Origin of the sequence: Mesorhizobium australicum WSM2073 (assembly GCF_000230995.2) — a bacterium.
In the GTDB taxonomy this organism is placed as follows: domain Bacteria; phylum Pseudomonadota; class Alphaproteobacteria; order Rhizobiales; family Rhizobiaceae; genus Mesorhizobium; species Mesorhizobium australicum.
Genome location: NC_019973.1, coordinates 3,209,274 through 3,235,796 on the forward strand (window position 1 = coordinate 3,209,274; position 26,523 = coordinate 3,235,796).

Here is a 26,523-nt window from a genome sequence, read left to right on the forward strand (position 1 = left end):
AGCGATGACAAACGCTGATCGTGCGATCGTGTTTGGGGGCGGCTGAATTTGGCTCCGGCATGGCAGCTCGGCGACTGCTCCGGTCCGGAAACAGGATCAGTCGGTCCGCCGTCGATCCGCCACCAGGCTCCCTGCCGTCGCCGGCTGCTCGAGCCGGCGAACCGCGCCCGGAAACTCCTTGAAGATCAACGATCGCAGCCAGCGATGCACGGGATCGGCATCCATGCGGGGGTGCCATGCCTGGGTGATGGTGAAGCCTGGGCTTGCCACCGGCAGATCAAACATCTGGGTACGGCCTGTCGCACCCAGATGGTACGAGCGCGGCACCAGTCCAACGAGATCGGATGCGGCCGCGACCGCGACGACCGCCGGATAGCTCGGCACCACCAGATCGACCTTTCGCGAAAGGTTAAGTTCGGCGAGTGCTTCATCGATCGGTTCGATGAAATGGCCTCGCCGGGATGAGACCACGTGCCGGCACGCGGCGTAACGCTCAGCGGTTATTTCGGTCTCCAGAAGCGGATGCCCGGTTCTCGCCACGCCGACAAAACGGTCCTCGAACAACGCCTGACCGCGCAATTCGGCACCATCACCCGAAAGCACGCCAATATCGAGGTCGATCGTGGCTTCTCTCAGCAGTTCGATGCGCTTGTCCGGTCGGGGCGCGAAGCGCAGCCTTATGCCGGGCGCGGCACTGGTGACAAGGGCATGGAGACGCGCGGCGTAGAGCAGCACGAAGGCTTCATTGGCCCGGATGGTGAAATCGCGCCGCACCTGGCTGATGTCGATCTCCGGCGAGGGGCTGAGCACGGACCGGACCGCCGACGTCAGCGTGTGCACCTGTTCGGCAATCGCTTCGGCATGAGGCGTCGCCACCATGGCGCGTCCCGCCGAAACCAGGATGGGATCGCTCAGCGCCAACCGCAATCTCGACAGTGTGCGGCTCATCGCGGACGTGCTGAGGCCAAGTTTCTTGGCGGCGCCCGAGACGCTGCGCTCCCGCAGCAAGGCGTCAAGCGCCACCAGAAGGTTCAGGTCGAGATCGAGCATGAGAGAGCCTAACGAGATGAGGCGTTTGACGCAACGGTCAATTTACTCCGTTGCGCCTGGTGCAATCATAGGGTGAGCGGTATCGATGCGGCGACACCAACGAAGCGGAGCCTCCGATGTCCATAGCCGCAACGATCAATCCCGCCCATGACGGCCTGCCGTCGCCACGCCGCTACCTGGCCATCGGCGTCCTGCTGATGACGCTGGTGCTCGTCGTGCTGGACGGCGCCATCGCCAATGTCGCGCTGCCATCCATCGCGGCCTCGCTCAATGCCAGTGCCAGCAGCACCGTTTGGGTGGTGTCGAGCTACCAGCTTGCGGTCCTTGTGGCTCTTTTGCCTTGCGGCGCGCTGGGCGAGATCCACGGCCCCCGGCGTGTCTTTCTTCTGGGTGTCGCGCTGTTCACGGTGGCTTCGGCCGCCTGCGCCTTCGCCGGCAGCCTGCCTGTTCTTGTGGCTGCCCGGTCCATCCAGGGACTGGGGGCGGGCGCCATCATGGCGACCGGGCCGATGAACCTGCGCGTTTCGGTGCCGCAGCGGCTGCTCGGAACCGTCATCGGCTTCAACGCGATGACGATCGCGATTTCCGCGGCCGCCGGCCCTGGTGTCGCCGGCGCGATCCTCTCCGTTTCCAGCTGGCCGTGGCTGTTCGCCGTCAACATCCCGATCGGCATCATCGTCCTGTTGTCTGGCGGGTTGCTTGCGCATCTGGATGGCGTGAAGCGTCACCTCAACCTCGTGGCATTGCTGGCCAACACACTGATGTTCATCCTGTTCTTCACGGGCGCCGACCGCATCGCCGGTGCGCCGGTCAGCGGGTCGATCCTGATCGGTTGTTCCGTCCTGTGCCTCGTCATCTTGTTGTCTCTCGAACGCAGGAGTGCCGCACCGATCGTGCCGACCGACCTCTTGGCCGATCCAGCCTTCCGGGTAGCCGTCATCGCTTCGATCTCGTGCTTCACCGGGCAGATGCTCAGCTACGTCGCGCTGCCATTCTACCTGCAGCACACCTTGCACATGAGCCCGGTCCAGGCGGGCCTCTACATGATGCCATGGCCCATCGCGACGATCATCATCGCTCCGATTTCGGGGCGGCTGGCCGATCGTTTCAAGACAGCGTGGCTGTGCGCCGCCGGCGGCGGGTTGCTGGCGATCGGCCTTCTGATCGCGGGCCTGACACCGCCCGGTCCAAGGGCGATTGCCTTCCTGGTCGGAACCGTCGTCGCGGGCACGGGTTTTGGTCTTTTCCAGACGCCGAACAATCGCATCCTGCTTCTCTCCGCACCCAAGGCGCGCAGCGGTGCGGCGGGAGCCATGCAGGGCACGGCACGGCTGTTGGGACAAACGCTTGGCGCCATTTCGATGTCGATCATTTTCGCGACCGTGCCGCTGACAGGCGCACCCAGCCTCGCGCTGGTCCTGGCCGGCATCTGCGCGGCCATCGCCTGCCTGGTCAGCCTGAGCCGCGCCCGCTACGAGAAGGTGGCATGAGACCAGCTGGCGCTCGACACGCTGTCCTCGATGCGCGCGCAAGGCATCGACATTCCGATACCACGGTCGATCTCGGCCTGCGCTCGGCAATCGAGATCGCCAAAGGCTACCGGCTCGTGGCGTCCCGATGACAAGGGCGTCGCCGAGGCGCTTGCCATGATGAAGTCGCTTATTGGTGAACCCACGCCGGCGTCGATCGGAGTCCAGGCCTTGCCGACGGTGCAGTCCGGTGCTGCTGGAATCCTTCAAGACGGTCTTCCACAACCACTCGCCGGGCGGAACTGGCGGACGCCTGCAACTCGCCAAGCCGAAGTGCAATTTAAATAGGGGGAACGATCACGGGCGCGGGCGAGATCCTGTGCCCATGGCGGCGTCCTGCGCACACCGCGGTCGACGGCTCTTCGCCCTGTGCAAACGATATGATAGGCGTCAGGCTACCGGTGGTCCGATTGCCGCCCGTTCGTGATTGAGGGGCATTTCAATGTATGTAGGCCGTTCCTACAAGGTGATCGATTTCGCACTGTGGTCACGGCGCAGCGTCCTCTACATGGTGGTGGTGAGTGGGCTGGCCGTGGCTGCCTACCGCTTTCCGGGCATTGCCGGGTTCTCCGTGCCATGGTCGGTGGTGCTGGTGCTCGGCACCACGGTGTCGCTGGTCGCCGGCTTCAAGAACTCGCAGGTGTTCACCCGCAGCAGTGAGGCGCTGCAGGCCTTCACGCAGATCACGGCCAGCAGCCGCGTATGGTCGAATTTCTGTCGGGATTTCCTCGATGCGCCGACGGCCAGGCAGCTCATCTACCGCCATATCGCCTGGATGACGGCGCTGCGATATGCGCTGCGGCGGCCGATGCCGTGGGAATCCATGGGGAAGGCCGCCAATATCGAATACCGACGGCGTTACCACATTCAGGAGGACAAGGGTTCGATCACCGACGAATTACGCCCGCTGCTGGGCGACCAGACCGCGGATGTCCTGAAATCGCCTCGTCCGGCGATAGCCCTGCTCGAATTGCAGTCCGTCCAGGTCAATGCACTGTTCAAGGACGCCAAGGTCCCGCCGCAGATCCATGGCGAACTGACGAAGCTGATCCGCGACTTCCACGACCAGCAGGCGCGCTGCGACCGCATCAAGAACAATCCCTATCCCCGGCAATACGCCATCGTCAGTTCCATGTTCGTCATGATCTTCTGCACGCTGCTGCCGTTCGGCGTGGTTCCGGTGTTCGCGGACATGGGCAAGCTGGGGGGCATGCTCGGCTCGATCGGCATCTGGCTGACGATCCCGTTCAGCACGCTGCTGGGCTGGGCCTACATGTCCCTCGACCAGGTCGGCGAGAGCAGCGCCAACCCTTTCGAGGGCAACGCCAACGACGTGCCGATCTCGCAAATCTGCCGCGACATCGAGATCGAGATGCGCGCCGGGCTCGGCGAGAGCGATCTTCCCAAGCCATTGCTGCCGGTCAATGACATCGCGACGTGAGGTCGGGCGCCGGAGTCGGGCAGAGCCATGCCTTCTCAGCGCCTAGCGGCGGGACATCACCCTCAGCCACGGCGCCAGATGGAAAGCGCTCATCAGCAGATACATGGCCGGCATGCCGCTCAGGATCGAGCCGGCCAGCGGCGAGGCGCCCATGCACAGCATGGTCCCGTCGCCGCCGTGAAGACGGGAAAGCAGCGCCATCACCGCAAAGGTCGGCGCCGCGGCGAGGCATAGCCAGTCGGCTATGCCATGGGGGACGACATTTTCGGGGGGCACGCTGCCGATGCCGGAAGGGATATCGCTCATGATCTTATTCCCTTGATGGTTGCGGCCCGTCATGACCTGGGGTCCTCGGCCCTGCCGGAGGCGGGGAGAGGAACCCAGGCTGCACGGGCTTGCGCCAGCTTACTGGTTGCCCTTGTCGCGGAACGCGGCCTCGCCGGCAGCTGACACTTCGGCCCATTTCTTGTCGGCCCCGGCATCGTAATTGTCGTGCCAGTTCCACCAGCTGTAGAGTGGCGTCTGCGGATAGCCTTCGGGCGAGTCTTCCCACACCTCCTGGCGGCCGAGCGGCGTGATGTCGAGATAGCTCCAGACGGTGCCCAAAGCCTCGTCGCCGCGGTTGTTGATGAAATAGGTGCGGAAGATGCGGTTCCCGTCATGGATGAACACGTTGTGGCCGTGCCATTCGTCGACGCCGAAGTCCTTGTCGAAGTTATCGGTGATCGTATACCAGGGCATCTCCCAACCCATCCGCTGCTTCAGCCGCGCAATGTCTTCCTGCGGGGCGCGAGAGGCGTAGGCGAGGGTGGTGTCGCGGGCGTTGAGATGGGCGAGGTGGCCGACCTGGTCGGCGCCGAGCGAGCAGCCGCGGCAGGCATGATCGGGCCAGCCATAGACGCCGGGCTCGAAGAAGGCGCGGTAGACGATGAGCTGGCGGCGGCCTTCGAACAGGTCGAGCAGGCTCACCTTGCCGTCAGGGCCCTCGAAGACATAGGCCTTGTCCACTTCCGTCCATGGCATGCGCCGGCGTTCGGCCGACAGCGCGTCCCTGGCGCGCATCGTCGCCTTCTCCTTCACCAGCATCTTTTCGTGCGCGGCGTTCCAATCCTGCTGTGAGACGATCGGTGGGGTGTTCATGGTCATGGTCATTGGTCTTCTCCTTTGCCAGTCGTGGCGTCGTTGCGATGTGGTGTTGCCTGGGCGTGTGGGGGAGCCGCAGGCGCGGCGAAATCCGAAAGATCCGGCCCGGCGCAGCAGGGGTGGCGTGCGGCGTGCTTGGCCGTATCATTGGCCGCGTCGAGGTCGAGGTCGGTGGAGGCAGGCATTTCTGGTTCTCCCTTGCTGCCGTCATTGCCGGCACGTCTTGCTGGTTGACGGTACTGACGTAAGTTAGGCGGCGCTGCGCCGAGGTGGGAGTTACAAGTGTGACGGGATTTGAATGGACTCGCTGATCACCGCGGCAGCGCTGGCGCTGGCGGCCGGCGATCCACTCGGCGCGCTCGACCGCGTTGCCCTGCGCGAGGATGCGCCGGCGCTGGCGCTGCGCGGCATTGCCATGGCGCAGCTCGGCGACTTCGATCGCGCCAAGCTCTTGTTGCGACGGGCCGCGCGTGCCTTCAGCCCGAAAGAGGCGGTGGCGCGCGCCAGATGCGTCGTCGCCGAGGCCGAAATCGCGCTGGTTTCGCGTGATTTGGGCTGGCCGGCCAAGGCGCTCGACGCGGCCCGCACGGCGCTGGAAAAGCATGGCGACCGGTTGAACGCGGCCCATGCCGGCCACCTCAAGGTGCGGCGCCTGCTCTTGATCGGCCGCCTCGACGAGGCCGAGCACGTGCTGGCCGGGCTCGACCCGGCGCCACTGCCGCCGGCGGCAAGGGCCGCGCACGAACTCGCCGTCGCCGGTATCGCCATGCGGCGCCTGCGGACCAGGCCGGCGCGCGCGGCGCTGGAGTGGGCGCGCCATGCCGCTCGCAAGGCCGGCATTCCCGGCCTCATCGCGGAGGTCGACAGCGCGTGGCTGGCACTGGAGACACCCGCGGCGCGGCTGATCGCGCAGGGCAGGGAGCAGCCGCTGCTGCTCGAAGAGGTCGAGGCATTGCAGGGAACGCCGGCGCTGGTCGTCGATGCTTTCCGCTACGCCGTGCGCATTGGGCGGACCACGGTTTCGCTGGCGAGCCGGCCTGTGCTGTTCGCCTTGGCGCGGACGCTCGCCGAAGCATGGCCCGGTGATGTTTCGCGGGGGGAACTCGTGGCGCGGGCCTTCGGCGGCAAGCATGCCGATGAATCGCATCGCGCGCGCCTGCGCGTCGAGATCGGGCGGCTGCGTGCCGAGCTTCGCGCATTGGCCGGCATCAGCGCCACCAGGCATGGCTTCACGCTGGTGCCGCGCCAGGCCCATGCAGTGGTGGTGCTGGCGCGGCCGATCGAGGAACGGCACGCGGCCGTGCTTGCCTTGCTGGCCGACGGCGAGGCCTGGTCGAGCTCGGCCCTGGCGCTGGCACTTGGAACCGGCCAGCGCAGCGTGCAGCGGGCGCTTGAGCCGCTTGCCGAGGCCGGCAAGGTACAATCCTTCGGCCATGGCCGGGCGCGCCGCTGGATGACGCCGCCGGTGGCGGGTTTCACGACCACCTTGTTACTCCCCGCGCCGCTTCCCAATGGCTAGAAAGTGACGACGACCACCATCGAGGGACAAGGACATGAAACATTCGGCAGCCGAAATCTTGAGGGAATACGGGCCCTTTCCCGGTGCTAATACAGTGGCCGGGGTAAGCTTTGACGGCAAGAATGTCTGGTTCGCCTCGGGCGACAGGCTGAACGCCTTCGATCCGGAGAGCGGGCAGGCCTTGCGCTCGATTGATGTCGCGGCACATGCCGGCACCGCCTATGACGGCCGGCATTTCTTCCAGCTTGCCAAGGACCGCATCCAGAAGATCGATCCCGACACGGGCGAGGTGCTTTCCACCATTCCAGCCCCCGGCAATGGCGGCGATTCCGGGCTGACCTGGGCCGAAGGCACGCTGTGGGTCGGCCAGCACCGGGAGCGCAAGATCCACCAGATCGACCCCGAGACCGGCGCGATCCTGCGCACCATCGAATCCAACCGGTTCGTCACCGGGGTGACCTGGGTCGACGGCGAATTGTGGCACGCCACCTGGGAGGGCGACGAAAGCGATCTGCGCCGCGTCGACCCGCGGACGGGCAAGGTTCTGGAGAAGCTCGACATGCCTGCCGACATGGGCATCTCGGGGCTGGAATCCGATGGCGCCGACCGACTGTTCTGCGGCAGCGGAAACGCCGGCGTGGTGAGGGCGGTGCGCCGGCCGAAATAAGGGTCCGCGAATTTTCCCCAATCGACTGGCCGTTGTGCGATGCCAAACCTAGATAGGCTGGACCATCCCCCACAAAAGGATTCTCCCATGCCCGAACAGATCACGTTGAACGACGGCACCGCCATTCCCCAGCTTGGCCTTGGCGTCTGGCAGGTCGATCACGACATCACGGCGCAGGTGGTGGGCTGGGCGATCCAGGCCGGTTACCGGCTGATCGACACCGCCGAGGGCTACCGGAACGAGGAAGGGGTCGGCGAGGCGATCCGCGCCGCCGGCGTGCCGGCGGCAGAGCTGTTCATCACCTCGAAGCTGCGCAACGGCGCGCACCAGCGCGATGCGGCGCTTCGGGCCTTCGACGACACGATGAAGAAGCTCGGCGTCGAGCAGCTCGACCTGTTCCTGATCCATTGGCCGGTGCCCAGCCAGGACAAATATGTCGAGGCGTGGAAGACGCTCGTCGAGCTGCAGCAGGCCGGCCGCATCAAGTCGATCGGCGTTTCGAATTTCAACAGGGATCATCTGGAGCGCATCATCGGCGAGACGGGCGTGACGCCCGTCGTCAACCAGATCGAGCTGCACCCGCGCTTCCAGCAGCGCGATCTGAGGGAATTTCACGCCCGGCACGACATCCATACGGAAAGCTGGAGTCCGCTGGGCAGCGGCCGGTTGCTGAGCGACCCGACCATATCAGGCATTGCCCGCAAACACGGCAAGTCCACCGCGCAGACAATGATCCGCTGGCATCTCCAGCAAGGGCTGATCGTCATCCCGAAGTCGGTGCGCCAGGACCGCATCGCGGCCAATTTCGATGTCTTCGATTTCGAACTGGACGCACAGGACCTGGAGACGATCGCCGGTATGGATTCGGCTGACGGCCGTAACGGTCCGAATCCGGTGACGGCGGCGTTTCTGTTCTGACAGGACGAAGCGGTCGGCGCGCTAAATCCCCGAGCCGTCCAGCTGTTGCGCGTCGTCGCCTTCCCACGGCGCCGGCATCGAGGCGCCCCGGCTGAGATTGGCCGAGGGCATCGGCATCCAGCACTTCAGCTCCGGTTCGGCATATTCGACGACGCGGCCGGGCGAGGAATCGGAGGCGCGCCAGCCCTCGTCACCGAACTGATCGGCGCGTGACCAGTAGGCGAGGTCGACTTCCGCCGGCCCCTGCTCGGATGGGCGGACCGTCACGAGGATCCGGCTGCCGTCTTTTGGCGCGCTCGACATGTGGCGCCAGCGGTCGGGCTCGTCCATCGTATTTCCTCCTGCCTTGCTGTGGGATGAAGTGTCGCCTCGTCGTCGGAGACCGTCAACCCAAACTTTGCGCAACCCATCCTGTTTCGATAGGCTGCTCGTTCCGCCCGGCGCACGGGGAGTGGATGATTTGTCGGATTGCACCAGCCGCATCCGTCCTTGATCTGGCGACGGTCGCCGAGACAAGGAGAGGCATTCATGAGTGACGAAGTCGAGCCGATGCCGGCTGGGGTGGAAACAAAACTGTACTTCAGCCGCAACCCCAATCCGCGCCTGGGGGTCGCGGTGGCGCGTCATCTCGGGGCGAGGGTGACCTTCGAATTCGCGTCGCCGTTCGCGCCGGGGCAAGCGGAGCGATTCCGGCCCCTCAACCCCAACCTTTCCCTGCCCATACTGGTCTGGCTCGGCGGAAGCTTGTGGGAGGCCGACGCCATAGCCTGCCGGTTGTCGCGCGACATGGGGTCCGATTTCTGGCGCAGCGGCGACGATGAGCCCGAGATGATCCGCTGGCTGAGTTGGGGCAAGGAGAATTTCATGCGGGCCTGCGACATGGTGCATTTCGAGCGCGGCACCAAGCAGCGTTATCACATCGGGCCGATCGATCACCAACTGGTCGAGGATGGGCTGAAACTGTTTCACACGACGGCGGCGATCCTGGAGACCGCGCTTGCGGGCCGGCAATGGCTGGTCGGAGACGAAGTTTCTTATGCCGACTTCCGCATGGCGACCTTCCTGCCTTTCAACGATGTCGCGGGCCTGCCGCTCGGCGACTATCGACTGGTCGATCGCTGGTATCGGCGGCTTGAAGCGATCAACGCCTGGCGTGATCCCTTCGAGGGTCTGGACGCGCCGCGATTGCCGCCAGTCCCAGGACAGGTCGAGCCGCATGAGGCGCCGAGGCTGTAGTCGAAAGGGGTGGCGACCGGCGTATACGTTTGGAGAGAAACTTGAAAACGCCGGCCGCCATTTGGGGGCGTTGGGGTGCATCGCTTTGGGGGGCGATGCAGAGGCCAGGCTAAGCGGCTGGCCGGCCGCCGCAATCGAAACGCCGGCCCATGGTGAACAGGTGGTTACTATCCACAGGTCAGGGCCGCAATCCGGCAGGCCCGCCGGATTGCGGCCGTCCATCGCGGCCAGATCTTCATTGTCTCGGCTGTGCGCAACGCGAATCGCCGGCCATGCCACGCTCGACGGGCCGCGATCGGATTGCTAAGCCCGTCCGCGAAGGAGCTGATGAGTCTGGCATGACCGTTGCGATCGAGATGGGACACACGACAGCGGGCGCGCCGGCGAAACTCGATCTCGAGGAGTTGCTGGCGACCCGCCTTCTGGTGCAGGGCAATTCGGGGTCCGGCAAGTCGCACCTCTTGCGGCGCCTCTTGGAACAGAGCGCGCCTTGGGTGCAGCAGACCATCATTGATCCGGAAGGCGACTTCGTATCTCTGGGCGAACGCTACGGCCATCTGGTGATCGATGCCGAGGAGCATACCGAGCGCGGCCTGCAGGCGGCCGGCGAGCGGGCGCGCATCCACCGCGTCTCGACCGTGCTCAACCTCGAAGGCCTCGATGCCGAGAACCAGATGCGGCGCGCCGCCGCTTTCCTCGGCGGGCTGTTCGAGGTCGCGCGCGACCACTGGTACCCGATGCTGGTGGTGGTCGACGAAGCTCAGCTTTTCGCGCCGGCGGTGGCCGGCGAGGTGTCGGACGAGGCGCGCAAGCTTTCGCTCGGCGCCATGACCAACCTGATGTGCCGGGGCCGCAAGCGCGGGCTTGCCGGCATCATCGCCACGCAGCGGCTGGCCAAGCTCGCCAAGAACGTCGCGGCGGAAGCCTCCAATTTCCTGATGGGCCGCACCTTCCTCGATATCGATATGGCGCGCGCGGCCGATCTCCTGGGCATGGAGCGGCGGCAGGCGGAGGCCTTCCGCGATCTGGAGCGCGGCCAGTTCATGGCGCTGGGGCCGGCACTGTCGCGCCGGCCGCTCGGCCTGCGCATCGGCCCGACCGACACCAGCCCGCGCAACGGCACGCCCAAGCTGATGCCGCTGCCGGAGGCGGCGCTCGAGGATGCCCGCGCCATCATCCTGGCCGCCCCGCCGCCCGAGACGATGCGCGCGCCGCGCCGGGTGGCGTCGCCGGACCTGCTCGACCAGTTGATGGCAGCGAAGTCGGCTGCGCTGGAAATCCGCCCCGAACCGGCGGAGCCGCAAGTCAGCGCCGAGGATCTGGCGGAGCGGCGCGAGCGGGTGGACCGCGTGCTGCGCGCCATTCTTGCACAACCCGACGCGGGCTTCCGCGTGATCGGGGTGCTCTACCAGGAGTTTGTCGTGCGCTGCCGCATCGAGGGGCTCGCCTCGGTCGTGCCTGATCTGCCCGCCTTCCGCCGCATGTTGACGCGCGCCCGTGCCGGGCTGGGGGCCGAAGCCAGCGAGGACGATGTGTGGCGTGACGTCTCGGTGCGCGCTTCGCTGCTGCCCGAGGACATGCAAGGCGTGTTCATGATGATCGCGCGCGCGGCGAAGGAGGGCTGGCCGTGCCCGAGCGATGGCGCGATCGCCCGCGCCTACGGCTCGCATTCCATGCGCCGCGCCCGGCGGCTGCTCACCTATATCGAGGAGCAGGGCCTCATCGTCTGCCAGGTCGACGGCACGGGGAAGCGCACCGTGACGCTGGTCGAACTCGCCTGGGCAACGGCGCCCGGCGATCCCAATGCCGAGGGGGCGGAGCAGGGAAGCCTGGCTTTGTGAGGGCATCCAACGTGGCCGTGGCGGCACTGCGATCTCATCGACGAACGCTGATCCGCTGGTTCTCGATGGCGGACCTGGCGGCGGCCGGCATCGCCTCACTGGCCCTTGCGCGGTCCCCGGCAAGCGGCGCAAGGTAGCTGGTGCCGGGAACCCGCGGCTCGATCCTTGCCGGGCTCGGCGTGGCGCTGGTCAATCATCGTATCTGAAGCTTGCTCGCAGACGGCGGGTGCGAAGGCGATGGTGAGGTCGCTGGTCGGCTTCTGGTAAGGTCAGCACCGCGCGATGACGCCGCCCTTACTGGACCGTGATGACACCGTCGACCGCCCGCCATTCCGATGGGGTGATGAGCCGGTGGTGGGCGATGTGGACGGAGTGAAGCGGCCCGTCCAATTCGCGCTCCCAATAGGAGAGAAAGCCCTTGAGTTCGGGGAACTCCGGCGCCAGGTCGTAGTCCTGCCAGACATAAAGCTGCAGCAGGCTCCGATGGTCAGGCAGACGGTAATGGATTTGTGCGGTGGTCAGGCCATAGCCTTCCATCTGGAGGCGGAACTCCTTGCTGACGCTTGCGATCATTCGTGTCTCCTTTCGGCGGCAGCGGTGGCCGCAACGGCGAAAAAGTCTCTCGGCCCATCAATGTGCGCCGTCGGTAAACAACTCCTTCAGAGGGTGAGCGGTTCCGGCGCCGGCGATGGTACCGGCTCGGATAATTTTGCCGGATCTAGGCGTAAATTCAAGGGGCGGCTCCCGACGCAGAGCGAATAAGACCGCTATAACAGTGAGTTGGCACTCCGACGGCGTGAGTGCTAAAATTTTCTGGCCGGCCTCTTGAAACCGAAAAAAGGGAAAACTAGCTCGATATGCGCGCGCGATGCCTGACAAAGGGTCGCCGCATTCCGCATCGGCCCGAATTGCCGGTCCGGTGTGGAGGAAGCTGAAAACCTGTTTGTCCCAAGAGGAGAACGACATGGCGTTCCGTCCATTGCATGACCGTATCTTGGTCCGCCGCATCGAGGCCGAGGAAAAGACCTCCGGCGGCATCATCATTCCCGATACCGCCAAGGAAAAACCGCAGGAAGGCGAAGTCATCGCCGTCGGTCCCGGCGCGCGCGACGACAGCGGCAAACTGACCGAGCTGGATGTCAGGGTGGGTGACCGTATCCTTTTCGGCAAATGGTCCGGCACCGAGATCAAGCTCAATGGCGAGGATCTGCTCATCATGAAGGAAAGTGACGTGATGGGCGTGATCGAACAGACCGCGCAAGTGAAGAAGGCCGCCTGACGGCTTCTTAGAAAATCCACCAGTCAACGAATGCTGCCTAGAGATAGAGGAGTGATCCAATGGCTGCCAAAGAGGTAAAATTCCATACCGAAGCGCGCGAGAAGATGCTGCGCGGCGTCGATATCCTGGCCAATGCGGTGAAGGTGACGCTCGGTCCCAAGGGCCGCAACGTCGTCATCGACAAGTCGTTCGGTGCGCCGCGCATTACCAAGGATGGCGTCACCGTCGCCAAGGAAATCGAGCTTGAGGACAAGTTCGAGAACATGGGCGCGCAGATGGTGCGCGAAGTCGCCTCCAAGACCAATGACCTTGCTGGCGACGGCACCACCACCGCGACCGTGCTGGCCCAGGCCATCGTCAAGGAGGGCGCCAAGGCCGTTGCCTCGGGCATGAACCCGATGGACCTGAAGCGCGGCATCGACAAGGCGGTGGACGCCGTCGTCGCCGAGCTGAAGGCCAACGCCCGCAAGGTGACCCGCAACGACGAGATCGCGCAGGTCGGTACCATCTCCGCCAATGGCGACGCCGAGATCGGCCGCTTCCTCGCCGAAGCGATGGAGAAGGTCGGCAATGAAGGCGTCATTACGGTGGAGGAAGCCAAGACAGCCGAGACCGAGTTGGAAGTCGTCGAAGGCATGCAGTTCGACCGTGGCTATCTCTCGCCCTATTTCGTCACCAACCAGGACAAGATGCGCGTCGAACTTGACGAGCCCTACGTGCTGATCCACGAAAAGAAGCTCGCCAACCTGCAGGCGCTGCTTCCGGTGCTGGAAGCGGTGGTCCAGTCGGGCAAGCCGCTGCTGATCATCGCCGAGGATGTCGAGGGCGAGGCGCTGGCGACGCTGGTCGTCAACAAGCTGCGCGGCGGCCTCAAGGTCGCGGCCGTCAAGGCGCCGGGCTTCGGCGACCGCCGCAAGGCCATGCTGGAAGACATCGCGATCCTCACCGGCGGCACCGCGATCTCCGAGGATCTCGGCATCAAGCTCGAGAATGTGACGCTGGAGATGCTGGGCCGCGCCAAGAAGGTGGTGATCGAAAAGGAAAACACCACCATCGTCGACGGCGTCGGGCGCAAGGAAGAAATCCAGGGCCGCGTCGCGCAGATCAAGGCCCAGATCGAGGAGACCACCTCCGACTATGACCGCGAGAAGCTGCAGGAGCGGCTGGCCAAGCTTGCCGGTGGTGTCGCGGTGATCCGCGTCGGCGGCTCGACCGAGGTTGAGGTCAAGGAGCGCAAGGACCGCGTCGACGATGCCTTGCACGCGACCCGCGCGGCTGTCGAGGAAGGCGTGCTGCCCGGCGGCGGCGTCGCGCTGCTTCGGGCCGCCAAGGCGCTCGATGCTGTCCAGACGGACAATGCCGACCAGAAGACCGGTGTCGAGATCGTGCGCCGCGCCATCGAGACGCCGGTCCGCCAGATCGCGGAAAATGCCGGTGCTGAAGGCTCGATCATCGTCGGCAAGCTGCGCGAGAAGGGCGAATTCGGCTGGGGCTGGAACGCTCAGACCAACGAGTTCGGCGATCTCTATGGCCAGGGCGTGATCGACCCCGCCAAGGTGGTGCGCACCGCGCTGCAGGATGCCGCGTCGGTCGCCGGCCTGCTGGTGACCACCGAGGCAATGGTGGCCGAGAAGCCGAAGAAGGAAGCCGCCAGCCCGGCAATGCCGGCCGGCGCCGGCATGGACTTCTGAGGTCCGACCAGTCCGCCCGCTCCCTCGACAGGGAGCGGGCATCGGTTGAAGGGAGAGAGATATGGATGCGCTTGCTGACCTTGGGCCCGTGCCCGCGCCGACACATCAGGCAAAGGAGTTCCTGGCCTATGAAAGCGAATGCCGCGGTGCGTTGAAGCCGCTGCTGGCGGAACTGCTCGACAGGGCCGAAGCCGCCGGCTGGAAGCGGCGGACCGTTGCCGCGACGCTGATGTTCCTGGCCGCGCAACAGGTGTCGGAGGCGTCCGAGGCCTCGGCCGGCGGCTGAGCGCTGACATTCAGTCCCCTGAACCTTACGGGCAGTCCCATGAACCTTACGCGGCGGGCCGCGCCTTCCGGTGTTCGGCCCGCCGCGGGTCCGCACAATCGAGAGGAGGCACAAGCCATGAATCGCTGGCAGTTTGAAGAACCGGTGACCATTCTGGTCGGAATGGGCTTTCCGAGGAAGATCGAAAGCGTGATGGAAGCCTACGCGCTGTTGCAGGACTGGCCGGCCGCCAGCCGCAACGGCGCCCATGCCGTCGCCCTCAATGCCTGCAAGGCGGGCATCGCCGGTGAGATCGACCCGGAGACGGTGCGCGCGACGCTGGTCACCTTCGCACGCCGCAACGACATATTGCTGCCGGATATGGTTTCGCCGGCCGCTGCGATGGACAATGCGCTGCAGGCAGGGCGAGGCGGCAGGTCCGCCTGATCTTCAGCGATCCGCCTCGCGGCGGTGGCGGGCGCGAGCCCGCGGGGAACCAAGCGATGGCCATCGGGTTGAATCAGCGTTGGTTCCCCGAGGCGAGGCGACGTCATGAGCATCCTGCAAAGCATCAAGAAAGTGGCCGAACAGGTGACCGGTGCCGCAAGACCGGACAGCCGTCATGCGGCCGACCTTGTCAGGCCGCGCAAAGCGAACGAGTTCAGGTTTGGCGATGATGGCCTGGTGCCCAATCATCCGTCCTGGCCGCTGGTCGTCTATCGCGGCGCAGTGAGATTGCCGGAAGACTTCGATCCCGCGGCCGTGTTAGAGGCGCTTTTCTCGGCCAATGGCTGGGGAGACAGCTGGGCAACGGCATCTACGATTATGTTCACTACCATTCGCGCATCCACGAAGTGCTCGGCGTGGCGCGTGGCACGGCGAAGGTCCGGTTTGGCGGCAAGAAGGGCCGAACGCTGGCGCTGAAGGCCGGCGATGTCGCGGTTCTTCCGGCCGGCACGGGGCACCAGCGCATCTCCGCTTCGGACGACTTTCTCGTCGTTGGCGCCTATCCGCCGGCCGGTACCTATGACGAATGCACGACCACCGCCGACCACGCCAAGGCGGTGGTGACGATCCCCAAGGTCGGCCGTCCGCGCAAGGATCCCGTCTATGGAAGCAAGGGCCCGCTGCTGGCGGCGTGGAAGAAAGATTGAGTTCGCCGAAGGCGAAAGAGAGCAGGCCCTGCCTCGGAACGATCGACGGGCAGATCGAAGCATAGTTCATCACTCCGGTGGAACGCTCTCGGGCATTGGAGGTTGATAGCCGTCGAATGCTTTATCAACGGACTGGAAAACGGAGAGAGCCCGCCTTCGGTTGACGCCGGGGCGGGTTCTTTTTTGTCTGAGATTCTCGGGATTGATGGCGCGCGGGAACATGTCCGGCATGCCAGGCGCAATGGGAGCAAGCCTGGAGAAAGCAGGTGGTGAAGAGATTGCGCCTGCCTCGGAGCGGACAGACGACTGATATACCGTCTACATTCCGTAGGTGAGGGCAACATAGATCGCCGGGATAAGCGTCAGGCAGATCGCCATTCCCACGACAACGGCGATGGCCAAGCGCTCGGTTCGCCTGACAAGATCGACCATGTTGGCGTCCTCACTCAGACAGACGGGCGGGCCCGACGGGATTTCCGGGGCCTGAACATCATTGTCATTTGCGGGGCGATTGTCGTCGTGGATGCTCGGTCTCTGGGCTGATGTCACTGCTTGCCTCGCTCTCAGAATATCCGGCGGTCGAGCTGGATTCCGCGATGATGGATGATTGGCTGCGTTGCTCCGGCGCGAAACCCAACGTATCGGCAAGACATGGGTTGCCGCATACGACTTCAGTCTTGCCAATTCTTAGACCTAAGCCTTGCCCGGGAACGCAATGCAGCGGGAGCCGTTGGTGACCGGTGACAACTCAAAGAATAGGAGAGGAGAAAGTCATGGCTGACGGTCCAACTGTTGTTAATTCTGGAGGTGGTGGCGGCACTGCGGTCGCTATTGTTCTTGCGGTAATCGCTATCGTTGTCCTGCTGATATTTACCGGTGTCATCAACATCGGTGGCGGCGGCGGGAAGGACATCAACGTGAAGGTTGAGGCGCCAAAGGTGGAAGCTCCGGCCACTTCAGCGCCCGCGAAGCCCGCGGCACCTGCCAATGGTGGCTGATTGGCTGCGGCAGAGGCCAGAATAATTCTGGCCTCTGAAAATGTTTCTTGGTTCACAAAAGGACTTGTCATGAAAAGATATCTTGTCGGCGCTGTCGCGGCCCTCGCGCTTATGGCTGGAATTGGTGCTTCCTTCGCGGGAGACGTCGTAATTCTCAAGCCCGAGCAGCAGACGGTCGTCCGCGAATACATCCACAAGCAAAAACTCGCATCAGTCAGCCTGCTCGGCGTCGAACTCAACGTCGGCTCCGCTCTCCCTGACACTGTCGAGCTTCATACAATCGACGTCCCCGACGTCAGATACAAATACACTGTTGTCGGCGATCATGCGGTTCTGGTTGACCCCGATACACGCAGGGTCGTGCAGATCATCGAGTGATGCCGGTAGTTCGTCCCTGGCCAACGGGAGCGGCCCGCCGTGCCGCAAAAATGGCGCGGCGGGCTTTCTATACGGAGCCACTTAATCCCTGTGAACATCGCCGAAACCTTCACCCGTCAGGCCTTGGCGTGGGTTAACCGCTCGAGCGCATCGACGATCAGGCCGCAGAATTTCGGATGGTCGAGTTTCATCGCCACGGTATGGCGGAAGTCGACCTGCTCGCTCGCCGTGCCGCCAAAATGGTGCATCCCGCCCATCTTCTCGAAATTGCAGACCGTCATGCCCTTGGTCCACCGCCCGGCGATTTCGACGCGGATATCGGCCTTCTCGGTGGTGAAGACGGTCGGGTCGATCATGGCCGCGACGCAGCACGCGTCGTGGACGGCTGGATACTCGATCTGCAGGAGGCCGCCATGCGTGGTCGCTATGAACTCCCAGATATCGAGGATGAACTTGGCGATCGGGCCGCCGACGGCGCGCACCCTGTTTTGCAGGTCCGGAGTGGCAGCGCCTGGTGCGTGAGGTCGAGGCCCACCATGGTGACATCCCAATCGGCGCGGAACACGACGTCGGCGGCCTCCGGGTCGCCATAGACATTGAACTCCGCCGCTGGCGTGATGTTGCCGCGCGTGTAGGCTCCGCCCATCGCGACGACGCCCTTCACCCGCCCGATGATGCGTGGGTCCTTGCGAATGGCGAGCGCGATGTTGGTGTAGGGACCGACCGGCACCAGCGTGATGGTTTTCGGCTCGTGCGCCATGACCGTGTCGATGATGAAGTCGACGGCATGCCGCTTGTCGAGTTCGAACGAGGCGGGCGGCAGGACGGGGCCGTCGAGCCCGGTATCGCCATGGATTTCGACGGCCAGCACCTGCTCGCCGATGAGCGGGCCGGGTGAGCCCTTCGCCACCGGCACCTTGATGCCGTAGGCCGTGCATACGGCCAGAGCATTGCGCGTGGTGTTCTCGACATTGTGGTTTCCCGAAACCGTCGTGATGCCGAGAAGGTCGATATTCGGGTTTCCCGCCGCAAGCAGGATGGCGATGGCGTCGTCGTGCCCCGGATCGCAGTCCAGGATGATCTTTTCCATGACTTCGTCTCCCTTGTCGGCGGGGCGGCTGCCCCGTGCCAATAGTCCCGGCCCGCGCCTACTTGTCCTCGACAATGCGCAGATAGGCCGCGGTCACGAACAGGACGATCAACCCGAACAGGATGCGCCTTGCTCCCTCCGGCATCTGCAAAATCGTCAGCAGCGTCGTCAGCACCGTCAGGATCAGCGCGCCGATGATGGTGCCGGTGTAGCCGCCGCGGCCGCCGAAGATGGAAGTGCCGCCGATGACGGCGGCGGCGACCGATGGCAGCACCAGCGGTTCGGCGAGCGACAGCGATGGCGCCTTGATCAGGCCGATGTAGAGCAAGCCGGTGATGCCGGCGAGCACGCTGGAGGTGACGTAGAGCGCCGTGATGACCTGCCAGTATTGCACGCCCGACAGGCGCGTCGCGCGCTCATTATCGCCGACGGCGTAGAGCAGGCGGCCGAAGCCGGTGCGGGCGAGCGTGAAGACGATGAGAGCCGCCAACGGAACGAACAGCAGCAGCGCGTTGGGGAAGGCAAAGCCGAGTACGGGGGTGACGCCGGTCCCCAGCCAGGCGAGAAAGTCGGGGATCTTGGCACCGGACGCGATCACCGTGCGCTGGTAGACCTGCAGGCAGCCGGTGCCGATCAGGCTGGTGCCCAGCGTCATGATCAGCGGATGGACGCGGAAGACACCGACGCCGATGCCATTGACGAGGCCGATCAGCACCGCCGGCATCATCGCCAGGAGGAAGGCCACAGCCGGGTCCTGGCTGACGATCTGCGTTGCCATGATGAAGGCGCTCATCGTCGCCACCGTGCCGACCGAAAGGTCGATGCCGCCGGTCAGCATGGTCATGGTCTGGCAGCCGGCGAGGATCGCCAGCGGAATGGCAAATTTGATGGTGTTGGCGATCCAGCGCTCGTTGACGATGCCGGGGCGCAGGATCTGCAGGATCACCACCAGGATGACCAGCAGGATGATCAGCGGGATGAGGGGCCGGTCGGCCATGAAGCGTTTTATGCGGCGGCCGAAGGGGACCGGCCCGGGCGTGATCGCGGTGGTGCTCATGGGTTGGCTCCTGCTCGCGAGGAGGTGGGCTTGGTGGTGGCGTTCTGGAAGGATGGTGCTCTACGGCGAGTGAATTTCATGATTGCCGCCCTCGCATCGTGATGAAGGCGCCGAACATCACCACGGCGACCATGATCAGGCCTTCGATGATGGCGGTGACGTTGGGGTCGATGGCGAGCAAGGTGAGATCCGTGCGCACCAGCCGCAGCACGAAGACGGCGACGATGGGGCCGAGCAGGCCGCCCTTGCCGCCGCCGAGCGCCACGCCGCCCAGCACGACCGCGGCGACGCTGGCCAGCAGATAGGGGCCGGGGATCGGCGCGCCGATGCCCGTGCTCATGGTCAGCGCCAACCCGCCCATGGCCGCGAACAGGCCTGACAGCGCGTAGGCGATGACCCTGGTGCGGGCGACAGGCACGCCGCTGCGGAACGCCGCCAGTTCGCTGGAGCCGATGGCGTAGATGGAAAGGCCGAGGCGCGACCGTCGAAGCGGTATCCAGACGATGCAGAGGCAGACGATCAGCACCAGCAGCGCCTTGGGCAGCCACGCGTCGACGGCGTCGGGCAGGCCCGGGATCGGCACGGTGCCCGAGATCAGCGCCTTCAGCCATTCGGCCGCCGCGCCGCCCGGGGCGCCGAGCACCAGAAGGGCCGCGCCTTGCAGCACGAACAGCATGGCCAGCGTGACGACGATGTCCGGCACGCGGGTAACGACGATGAGCATCCCGTTGACGGCGCCCAGCACGAACCCCATGGCGAGCACGAAAGGCACCACGAACAGCGCGTATTCCTCGCTCGCGCCCGCCATCATCGAGGCGGCGGTGACGCTGGTCAACGCCATCATGGCGGCGACCGAGAGATCGATGCCGCCGGCGATGACGACGACCGTCTGCGCGGCGACGGCAAAGGCGTAGGGCAGTACGGCCCGCGCCAGCGAGCCGAAATCGCCGCTGCCATAGCCGGGCTGGATGATCTTGGTGGCGATGAACAGGATGACGAGGAGGGCGAACAGGCCTGTTACCCAGCCTTGCCGGCGCAGGAAATGGCTCATGGCGTTGCCTCCGGCGCATCGGAAGCATTCGCCGTGGGTGCGGCCAAAATACCGATATCCGCCTTGACGCCGCGCGGCAGGCCGTAGGCGGCGCGCATCAGCGTCGGCTCGTCGGCCTCCTCGACAGGGAAAATATCGACCAGGCGGCCGCCGAAGATGACGATGACGCGGTCGCAGACGCGCTGCACTTCTTCCAGTTCCGAGGTGTAGAACAGAACCGACTTGCCGTTGCCGGCGAGCTCGCGCAGCAGACGATAGATCTCCTGCTTGGTGCCGACATCGATGCCGCGCGTCGGGTCGAAACACAGGATGGTGCGCGCGTCGGCCGCGATCCAGCGGGCTATGGTGACCTTTTGCTGGTTGCCGCCGGACAGGCGCTGCACCTCGCCTTGCGCGCGGGTGTCGATCTGCAGGCGTTGGATGGCGCTCGCCACGGTGGCGCGCTCCTTGCGCATACGAATAGGCCCCCAGTTGCGCAGGGCGGCGCTGAAGGGGAGCGCAATGTTCTCGCGCACCGAGCGCTGCATGGCGAGCGCCTCGGAACGGTCGCCCGGCACATAGGCGATCCCCGATCGGATGGCGTCGATCGGGTGGGCGAATTTCACCGGGCTGCCGTCGACCTCGATCGTGCCGCCCGATGGTTTGATCGAGCCGGCAAGGGCGGCGAACAGTTCGTCCTGGCCCTGGCCTTCCAGCGCCACGACGCCGGCCACCTCGCCATCGCGGAGATCGAAGGAGACGTCGCTGAGCTTGGTCCCGACGCGCAGGTTTCGCACGGCGATGCGCGGGCGGGCAGGGGGGCGGGCCTCTTCGCTGGCGCCGCGGGCGGCGACATGGGTCTTGACGATGCGAGTGCCGAGCATCAGCTCGACGATCTTTTCCTCGACGCCCGGCACGATGTCGACGACGCCGACGGTCGCGCCGTCGCGCAGCACCGTGGCGCGGTCGCAAAGGGCCGAGATTTCGACGAAGCGGTGGGAGATGAAGATCACGGCGCGGCCGGCGTCGCCCTGCCGGCGCACCACTTCCAGCACCTTTTCGGCAAGGTTGGCGGGGAGTGCGGCCGTCATCTCGTCGAGCAGCAGCACGTCGGGCTCGACGGCCAGCGCGCGGGCCAGGTCGAGCACGCGCAGGATGGCGAGCGGGATGTCGCGCGCGGTGTCGCGCAGGTCGAGGTCAGGTATGCCGAGTTCGCGTACCCAGGCGCGGAACGGCTCGACCGGCGTGCCGGTCAGCCGCAGATTGGACAGCACATCGAGATCGGGGATCAGCGACGGCTCCTGGTAGACAGGCAGCAGCCCGGCCCGGCGCGCGGCGGCCGGCGAGCGTATGTCGCGCGCCTCGCCACGGATCAGGATGCGTCCGGCATTGGCTGATATCGCGCCGGTCAGGATCTTCACCAGCGTCGACTTGCCGGCGCCATTGGCACCCATCAGCGCATGCACCTCGCCCGGCAGCACGGAGAGCGACGCATCGCGGAGAGCCGCGACCGCGCCGTAGTTCTTGGCGACGCCTGACGCGTCGAGGAGGGGACTGGTGGTCAAATGATTTGGGTCTCGATTTGAAGCTCAAACAGTTTGCAGCGTCGGCGCCGCCCCTCACCTGCCTGCCGGCATCCTCTCCCCGTATAGAGACGGGGAGAGGGGGCTTGCCTTCCGGCGTTGCGGCCAGCTCCTCTCTCCCCGTTTTTACGGGGAGAGATGTCCGGCAGGACAGTGAGGGGCGGCGCCGACCATGGTCAGCAAAGCCGCTGCTTACTCGCCCGGGCCCTTGCAGGCCACGATCTGGTCCTTGGTATACGTCGTCCAGTCGGGGATCATGATCGAGACCGGCCATTCAGGGCTCAGCGACGGGTCGGCGGCGGCTTTCAGCTTGGCCTTGCCTTCCTCGGTGGCATTCTCCCACAGCTGCGGGTCGACCAGCACGGTCTGCTGGGCCGGCTTCTTGCCGTCGAGGATCTGCAGCGCCAGCGTCACGCCGGCACCACCGATCGAGCCGGGGTTGGTGACGGCGGCACCCACGAGGCCCTTGACCGAGCTCAGCTGGCCGACGAAGCCGGCATTGTCGGCGCCGACCACGGGCACCAGCGGCGCCTGCGATTCGACCAGCGCGTCGACGATGACGTTATCGATGCCCGACGTCCACACGCCGTTGAACGGCGTGCCGGTGGCCAGGAAAGACAGCATCTGCTGCTTGGCCTGGTCCTGCTGCCAGCCGGTGAAGACCTCCTGCGCCACCTTCACGTCGGGGAATTCGGCCAGTGCCTTCTTGAAGCCTTTGTCGCGATCGCTATCGGCCGAAGCGCCCGCCGCGCCGCGCATGTAAAACACCTCGCCCTTGCCGCCCATCTGCTGGAACAGCCATTTGGCGCCGAGATACGCATACTGCTCCTGATTGTTGGAAATGATGTAGGCCGACGGCTCGGTGACCGCCTGGTCGACGGCGACGACGACGATGCCGGCCTTGGTGGCTTCTTCCAGGCCGGCCTTGATGCCGGCCGGGTCGGCGGGGTTGACGACGATGGCGTCGACCTTGGCGCTGATCAGGTTGCGGATGTCTTCCAGCTGGCCGGCGGCATCGGTGTTGCGGTGGGCGATGTTGAGCTTGGTCACTTCGCCGGAGGCGAGCGCCTGCGCCTTCATGGCGCAAACCATTTCCTCGCGCCAGCCATTGCCCTGCACGGTGTTGGAAATGCCGATCGTGTATTTGCCGGCAGCGGACGACACGCCCACCGAGGCCAGCAGCGCCGCGCTGGCAAGCAGCGGGACCATGGTCAGATAGTTCTTCATTTCAGTCTTCCTCCACATTGTTTTTCAGTTCAGTTTTAACCTGTTGGGCCGCGCCACTCACAATCAGAGTCAAGTGGCTCGCTTTGCCGTTACTTGACGAAGGGACGCAGCACGTCGCGGGCGAGCAGAAAGCCCCGCTTCACCTGCTCGTCGCTGCCTTCAAATCGCCTGTCCTCGTGTTCGATGATGACCGATCCGTCATAACCGGCGCGGTAGAGGCCCGAGAAGAAGCCGCTCCAGTCGACATCGCCGAGCCCCGGCATGCGCGGCACCTGCCAGCCTATGCCCGCCGATAGAATTCCGCGCTCGTACAAACCATCATGATCAATCATCAGGTCCTTGGCGTGGACATGCAGCATATAGGGGCCGAATTCCCGGATGAAGCGGGCCTGGTCGATCATCTGCCAGACCAGATGCGAGGGGTCGAAATTCATGCCGACATCGCCGCCCCAGGCTTCGAGAATGCGACGCCAGACCTGCGGCGAATAGGCGATGTTGTGCCCGCCCGGCCATTCGTCATGGCTGAAGATCATCGGGCAGTTTTCGAAGGCGAGTTTTACCCCGTGGTCGCGCGCATGGGCAACGATTTCCGGCCAGACTTTCAGCGCGTCCTGCCAGTTGACGTCGACTGTCTTGGAGGCATCGCCGCCGCAGAAGGTGTTGACCAGGGGAACGCCCATGTTGGCGGCCAGGACGATGACCTTCTTCAGGTGGCCGATGACCGCGTCGCGATGGGCGGCATCCGGGTGCAGCGGGTTGGGGTAATAACCGAGGCCGGAGACCGTGAGGTTCTTTTCCGCCAGCGATGCAACGATTTCTTTCGCCCGCGAGGCCGAAGTGCCATCAGCATCGATATGGTTGGTGCCGGCATAGCGGCGGGTCGCGCCGGAGGTTTTCGGCCAGCAGGCGATTTCCAGTGCCTCGAAGCCGACAGAGCTTGCCCAGCCGGCGACCTCGCCAAGCGGCGTGTCCGCGAACGGTGCGGTGAGCAGTCCAAGTTTCATCATGCCTCCCCTGGCCGCGAACCCGCGATCGATGCCTATAATGCCGATTGTTTGGATCGCTTCAACCTCGCGACCTCATCTTGTTCGAGACTGTGACGGACTGCCGCCATCGGATCGCCCGAAAGCAGTTCGCCAAGCGCTGACGTGACGGCCTGCCGGAACGTCTCGTCCGCGGCAAGGCCCGGGTCGAATATCGTGTCGATGGCCAGGATGGCGGAAGCCAGCGCCCGCGCATCGTGGCCGGTTTCGTCCGCAATCGCGGCGACCTTGCCGGCATAGGGATCCGACACCGGCCAGCGCTTGCCGAAGCGCGCCGAGGCCAGGATCAGATAAGCCATCCAGCCGGCGACCGGCACCGACAGCAGGCCGATGCTGGCCCCCAGGTTCAGGCGGTCGCGGATCGGGTTGAGCAGGCGCTGCACGATTTTTTGCGAGCCGTCGGTGGCGATCTGGTGGTTGCGATGGCGGATCGCGGTGTTCTTCAACCGGCCAAGGCTCTGCTCGACATAAGCAGATGGATTCATACCAGCCACCGGCATCAGTGTCGGCAGGGTTTGCTCGACCAGCATGCGCCTGACAAAGACCGAAAGCAGCGGGTCGGCGATGGCATCCGACGTGTGTTCGAGGCCGGCCAGTACGCCGAGCGTGGCGAGTGTCGTCTGGGCGCCGTTGAGCACCCGCATCTTGAGATGCTCGAACGGGGTGACGTCGTCGACAAAGGTCGCGCCGGCCAGGTCCCAGCGCGGCATGCGGCCGGCGAACTTTTTCTCGATCACCCATTGCCGGAAGGGTTCGCCGACGGCGACGGCGGCGTCGCGATAGCCGAACCGTCGCTTGACGCTGTCGAGATCGTCCTGTGTCACCGCCGGAGCGATGCGGTCGACCATGGCCGAGGGAAAGGCGGCATTGGCCGCGATCCAGTCGGCCAGGCCATTGCCGCGCCGTTCGGCAAAGCTCCGCACGACATTTTCCAGGATGACGCCGTTGGTCGGAATGTTGTCGCAGGAGAGCAGCGTCAGCTTCGGGCCATGCGTGGCCCTACGTTGCTCCAGCGCCCGCGTGAGGATACCGGGCACGCTGCGGGGAGCTTCTGGGTTGGCGAGGTCGTGGACGATGTCGGGATGATCGAGGTCGAGCGCGCCAGTCGAGGGGACATGGCAATAGCCTTTTTCGGTCACCGTCATCGTCACCAGTTCGATATCGGCGGAGACGAGCACCTCGAGCGCCGGTGCGGCGCTGTCCTGGCTGTCGACCACCTTCACGATGCTGCCGATGACGCGTGCCTCGACATCATCGTTCTCGCGGATCAGCCTTGTGTAGAGGCCGTCTTGCCGGCCAAGTGTCTCGGCCAGGGCGGGCGGGCGAATGTTGATGCCGACGATGCCCCAGCGGTCGAACCGTCGCGAAAGCAGGTCGTCGGTGTATTCGGCCTGGTGACAGCGATGGAAGGCGCCGACGCCCAGATGCGCCATGCCTGGTGAGAGCACCGCGCGGTCGTATGACGGCTTTTGCACGGCTGCGGGGAGCCGCTCCAGCAGTCTGGGCCCGAGCCTTTCGATGGCGTTCACCGGTTCGCCCCGATCACCGACTGTTCCTGGTCGATCACCGCGCCGGTCATCGGCCCGGCCGCGTCGGAAAGCAGGAACACGGCGAGATTGGCGATATCGTCCGGCTTGAGCAGCCGACCGAAGGGCTGCGCGGCATTGGCGGCGTCGAGCCATCCCGGGCCATTGCCCAGCGTCTGCGCCTGCATGATGCGTTCGGCCGGCGTGTCGGTCCAGCCGACATTGATGCCGTTGACGCGGATGCGGTCGAAGCGGTGGGCGTTGGCGGCATTCTTGGTCAGCGTCGCCAGCGCGCCCTTGGTGGCGGAATAGACGGCGAGTTCCGGCGAGCCGCAATGGGCGTTTATCGAGAGGATGTTGACGATGGCGCCGCCGTGGCCACGCTTCTTCATGTCGGCGACCGCGGCCTGCATCAGGAAGAAGGGCGCACGCGCGTTGACGGCAAACAGCGCCGACCAGTCGTCCGGTGTCGCGTCGAGGAAGGAGGCGCGGTCGGTCAGGCCGGCGGCGTTGACCAGGCCGTCGATGCGGCCGAAGCGCTCGATGCAGGCCTGCGCCAAAAGGGCGGGAGTTTCCGTGTCTCCAAGGTCGGCGGCGACGAAGAGCGTCGGCGTACCCAGGGCCGACAGTTCCGCTGCCACGGCCTCGCCGCGCTTGCTGTCGCGCCCGGTGATCAGCAGGCCGGCAGCGCCGGAGCGCGCCAGCGTCTCGGCAATGGCACGGCCGATGCCTTGCGTCGACCCGGTGACCAGCGCCACCTTGCCTTCGAGCCTGATCTCCATTCCTCCTCCCGGAACAAAGTTTCTATTTATTGAAATATGGAATGTTGATTCCCGATAGTCAATTGTACCAGCGGCG

At 65.1% G+C, this 26,523-nt stretch carries 28 protein-coding genes and 1 pseudogene; 14 read left to right on the top strand and 15 right to left on the bottom strand.

Annotation, left to right across the window (positions count from 1 at the left end):
* Nucleotides 1–96: 96 nt before the first annotated feature.
* Nucleotides 97–1,050, bottom strand: coding sequence for a LysR substrate-binding domain-containing protein (locus MESAU_RS15340; RefSeq protein ID WP_015316949.1), 954 nt, complete (start codon nt 1,048–1,050; stop codon nt 97–99).
* A gap of 197 nt (nt 1,051–1,247) precedes the next feature.
* Between MESAU_RS15340 and MESAU_RS15345 the strand changes: the two genes are divergently transcribed.
* Nucleotides 1,248–2,540, top strand: coding sequence for an MFS transporter (locus tag MESAU_RS15345; RefSeq protein ID WP_041163791.1), 1,293 nt, complete (start codon nt 1,248–1,250; stop codon nt 2,538–2,540).
* Here MESAU_RS15345 and MESAU_RS31235 read toward each other — a convergent pair.
* Nucleotides 2,522–2,698, bottom strand: coding sequence for a hypothetical protein (locus MESAU_RS31235; RefSeq protein ID WP_157163654.1), 177 nt, complete (start codon nt 2,696–2,698; stop codon nt 2,522–2,524). The two genes, MESAU_RS15345 and MESAU_RS31235, sit on opposite strands and share 19 nt — an antisense overlap.
* A 323-nt stretch (nt 2,699–3,021) precedes the next feature.
* On the opposite strand from MESAU_RS31235, the gene MESAU_RS15350 reads away from it, so the two are divergent.
* Entirely contained in the window at nt 3,022–4,020 is a 999-nt protein-coding gene (locus tag MESAU_RS15350) for a bestrophin family protein (RefSeq protein ID WP_015316951.1), read from the top strand.
* A gap of 42 nt (nt 4,021–4,062) precedes the next feature.
* Here MESAU_RS15350 and MESAU_RS15355 read toward each other — a convergent pair whose 3' ends face one another.
* Complete coding sequence (locus MESAU_RS15355) at nt 4,063–4,326, bottom strand: hypothetical protein (RefSeq protein WP_041163405.1); 264 nt, start codon at nt 4,324–4,326, stop codon at nt 4,063–4,065.
* A 99-nt stretch (nt 4,327–4,425) separates the two neighbouring features.
* Entirely contained in the window at nt 4,426–5,172 is a 747-nt protein-coding gene (locus tag MESAU_RS15360; RefSeq protein ID WP_015316953.1) for a DUF899 domain-containing protein, read from the bottom strand.
* Between the two features lie 289 nt (nt 5,173–5,461).
* Here MESAU_RS15360 and MESAU_RS15365 point away from each other — a divergent pair, with 289 nt between their 5' ends.
* The 3 genes from MESAU_RS15365 to MESAU_RS15375 all read left to right on the top strand — a co-directional run bounded on the left by MESAU_RS15365 (nt 5,462) and on the right by MESAU_RS15375 (nt 8,267).
* Complete coding sequence (locus MESAU_RS15365) at nt 5,462–6,682, top strand: hypothetical protein (RefSeq protein ID WP_015316955.1); 1,221 nt, start codon at nt 5,462–5,464, stop codon at nt 6,680–6,682.
* A gap of 34 nt (nt 6,683–6,716) precedes the next feature.
* Complete coding sequence (locus tag MESAU_RS15370; protein WP_015316956.1) at nt 6,717–7,349, top strand: Vgb family protein; 633 nt, start codon at nt 6,717–6,719, stop codon at nt 7,347–7,349.
* 87 nt (nt 7,350–7,436) lie between these two features.
* Complete coding sequence (locus tag MESAU_RS15375) at nt 7,437–8,267, top strand: aldo/keto reductase (protein ID WP_015316957.1); 831 nt, start codon at nt 7,437–7,439, stop codon at nt 8,265–8,267.
* 21 nt (nt 8,268–8,288) lie between these two features.
* On the opposite strand, the gene MESAU_RS15380 is transcribed toward MESAU_RS15375, so the two are convergent.
* Complete coding sequence (locus tag MESAU_RS15380) at nt 8,289–8,597, bottom strand: hypothetical protein (protein ID WP_015316958.1); 309 nt, start codon at nt 8,595–8,597, stop codon at nt 8,289–8,291.
* 198 nt (nt 8,598–8,795) lie between these two features.
* Here MESAU_RS15380 and MESAU_RS15385 point away from each other — a divergent pair, with 198 nt between their 5' ends.
* Both MESAU_RS15385 and MESAU_RS15390 read left to right on the top strand, forming a co-directional pair.
* A complete protein-coding gene (locus tag MESAU_RS15385) occupies nt 8,796–9,503 on the top strand; it encodes a glutathione S-transferase family protein (protein ID WP_015316959.1) in 708 nt (235 codons plus the stop codon).
* Nucleotides 9,504–9,841: 338 nt separating this feature from the next.
* Entirely contained in the window at nt 9,842–11,344 is a 1,503-nt protein-coding gene (locus tag MESAU_RS15390; RefSeq protein WP_015316960.1) for a helicase HerA domain-containing protein, read from the top strand.
* Nucleotides 11,345–11,638: 294 nt separating this feature from the next.
* On the opposite strand, the gene MESAU_RS15395 is transcribed toward MESAU_RS15390, so the two are convergent.
* A complete protein-coding gene (locus MESAU_RS15395; RefSeq protein WP_015316961.1) occupies nt 11,639–11,917 on the bottom strand; it encodes an usg protein in 279 nt (92 codons plus the stop codon).
* Between the two features lie 391 nt (nt 11,918–12,308).
* Between MESAU_RS15395 and MESAU_RS15405 the strand changes: the two genes are divergently transcribed.
* From MESAU_RS15405 to MESAU_RS15435, 7 genes and pseudogenes are all read left to right on the top strand, one after another.
* Complete coding sequence (locus tag MESAU_RS15405; RefSeq protein ID WP_015316962.1) at nt 12,309–12,623, top strand: co-chaperone GroES; 315 nt, start codon at nt 12,309–12,311, stop codon at nt 12,621–12,623.
* A 59-nt stretch (nt 12,624–12,682) separates the two neighbouring features.
* Nucleotides 12,683–14,314, top strand: a complete 1,632-nt coding sequence (gene groL, locus MESAU_RS15410) for a chaperonin GroEL (protein ID WP_015316963.1) — start codon at nt 12,683–12,685, stop codon at nt 14,312–14,314.
* Between the two features lie 61 nt (nt 14,315–14,375).
* Nucleotides 14,376–14,600, top strand: a complete 225-nt coding sequence (locus MESAU_RS15415) for a hypothetical protein (RefSeq protein ID WP_015316964.1) — start codon at nt 14,376–14,378, stop codon at nt 14,598–14,600.
* Between the two features lie 117 nt (nt 14,601–14,717).
* Nucleotides 14,718–15,026 carry a DUF982 domain-containing protein gene (locus tag MESAU_RS15420; RefSeq protein ID WP_015316965.1) on the top strand — a complete coding sequence of 103 codons (309 nt, stop codon included), beginning with the start codon at nt 14,718–14,720 and terminating at the stop codon, nt 15,024–15,026.
* A 105-nt stretch (nt 15,027–15,131) separates the two neighbouring features.
* A pseudogene (locus MESAU_RS15425) lies at nt 15,132–15,733 on the top strand (cupin domain-containing protein).
* A 773-nt stretch (nt 15,734–16,506) separates the two neighbouring features.
* The gene (locus tag MESAU_RS30235; protein WP_015316967.1) at nt 16,507–16,731 is read left to right on the top strand and encodes a hypothetical protein; all 225 of its coding nucleotides are present in this window, start codon (nt 16,507–16,509) and stop codon (nt 16,729–16,731) included.
* 69 nt (nt 16,732–16,800) lie between these two features.
* On the top strand, nt 16,801–17,109 hold the full coding sequence (locus MESAU_RS15435; RefSeq protein WP_015316968.1) for a DUF1236 domain-containing protein: 309 nt from the start codon (nt 16,801–16,803) through the stop codon (nt 17,107–17,109).
* A gap of 116 nt (nt 17,110–17,225) precedes the next feature.
* On the opposite strand, the gene MESAU_RS32230 is transcribed toward MESAU_RS15435, so the two are convergent.
* The 9 genes from MESAU_RS32230 to MESAU_RS15475 form a co-directional block, all read right to left on the bottom strand.
* Nucleotides 17,226–17,591, bottom strand: a complete 366-nt coding sequence (locus tag MESAU_RS32230) for a nucleoside hydrolase (protein ID WP_280739561.1) — start codon at nt 17,589–17,591, stop codon at nt 17,226–17,228.
* Nucleotides 17,534–18,199 carry a nucleoside hydrolase gene (locus MESAU_RS15440; RefSeq protein WP_280739562.1) on the bottom strand — a complete coding sequence of 222 codons (666 nt, stop codon included), beginning with the start codon at nt 18,197–18,199 and terminating at the stop codon, nt 17,534–17,536. Before MESAU_RS15440 ends, MESAU_RS32230 begins: the two co-directional genes overlap by 58 nt.
* Nucleotides 18,200–18,257: 58 nt before the next feature.
* Nucleotides 18,258–19,256, bottom strand: a complete 999-nt coding sequence (locus MESAU_RS15445; RefSeq protein ID WP_015316969.1) for an ABC transporter permease — start codon at nt 19,254–19,256, stop codon at nt 18,258–18,260.
* 76 nt (nt 19,257–19,332) lie between these two features.
* Nucleotides 19,333–20,307: an ABC transporter permease gene (locus MESAU_RS15450; RefSeq protein ID WP_015316970.1), complete on the bottom strand. Its 975-nt coding sequence runs from the start codon at nt 20,305–20,307 to the stop codon at nt 19,333–19,335.
* Nucleotides 20,304–21,851, bottom strand: coding sequence for a sugar ABC transporter ATP-binding protein (locus MESAU_RS15455; RefSeq protein ID WP_015316971.1), 1,548 nt, complete (start codon nt 21,849–21,851; stop codon nt 20,304–20,306). Before MESAU_RS15455 ends, MESAU_RS15450 begins: the two co-directional genes overlap by 4 nt.
* Nucleotides 21,852–22,061: 210 nt before the next feature.
* Entirely contained in the window at nt 22,062–23,096 is a 1,035-nt protein-coding gene (locus tag MESAU_RS15460) for an ABC transporter substrate-binding protein (RefSeq protein WP_015316972.1), read from the bottom strand.
* An 89-nt stretch (nt 23,097–23,185) separates the two neighbouring features.
* Complete coding sequence (locus tag MESAU_RS15465; protein ID WP_015316973.1) at nt 23,186–24,100, bottom strand: sugar phosphate isomerase/epimerase family protein; 915 nt, start codon at nt 24,098–24,100, stop codon at nt 23,186–23,188.
* A 35-nt stretch (nt 24,101–24,135) separates the two neighbouring features.
* Complete coding sequence (locus MESAU_RS15470; protein WP_015316974.1) at nt 24,136–25,668, bottom strand: mannitol dehydrogenase family protein; 1,533 nt, start codon at nt 25,666–25,668, stop codon at nt 24,136–24,138.
* Nucleotides 25,665–26,447 (bottom strand): SDR family oxidoreductase, encoded by a 783-nt coding sequence (locus tag MESAU_RS15475; protein WP_015316975.1) that lies wholly within the window; start codon nt 26,445–26,447, stop codon nt 25,665–25,667. Before MESAU_RS15475 ends, MESAU_RS15470 begins: the two co-directional genes overlap by 4 nt.
* Nucleotides 26,448–26,523 lie beyond the last annotated feature (76 nt).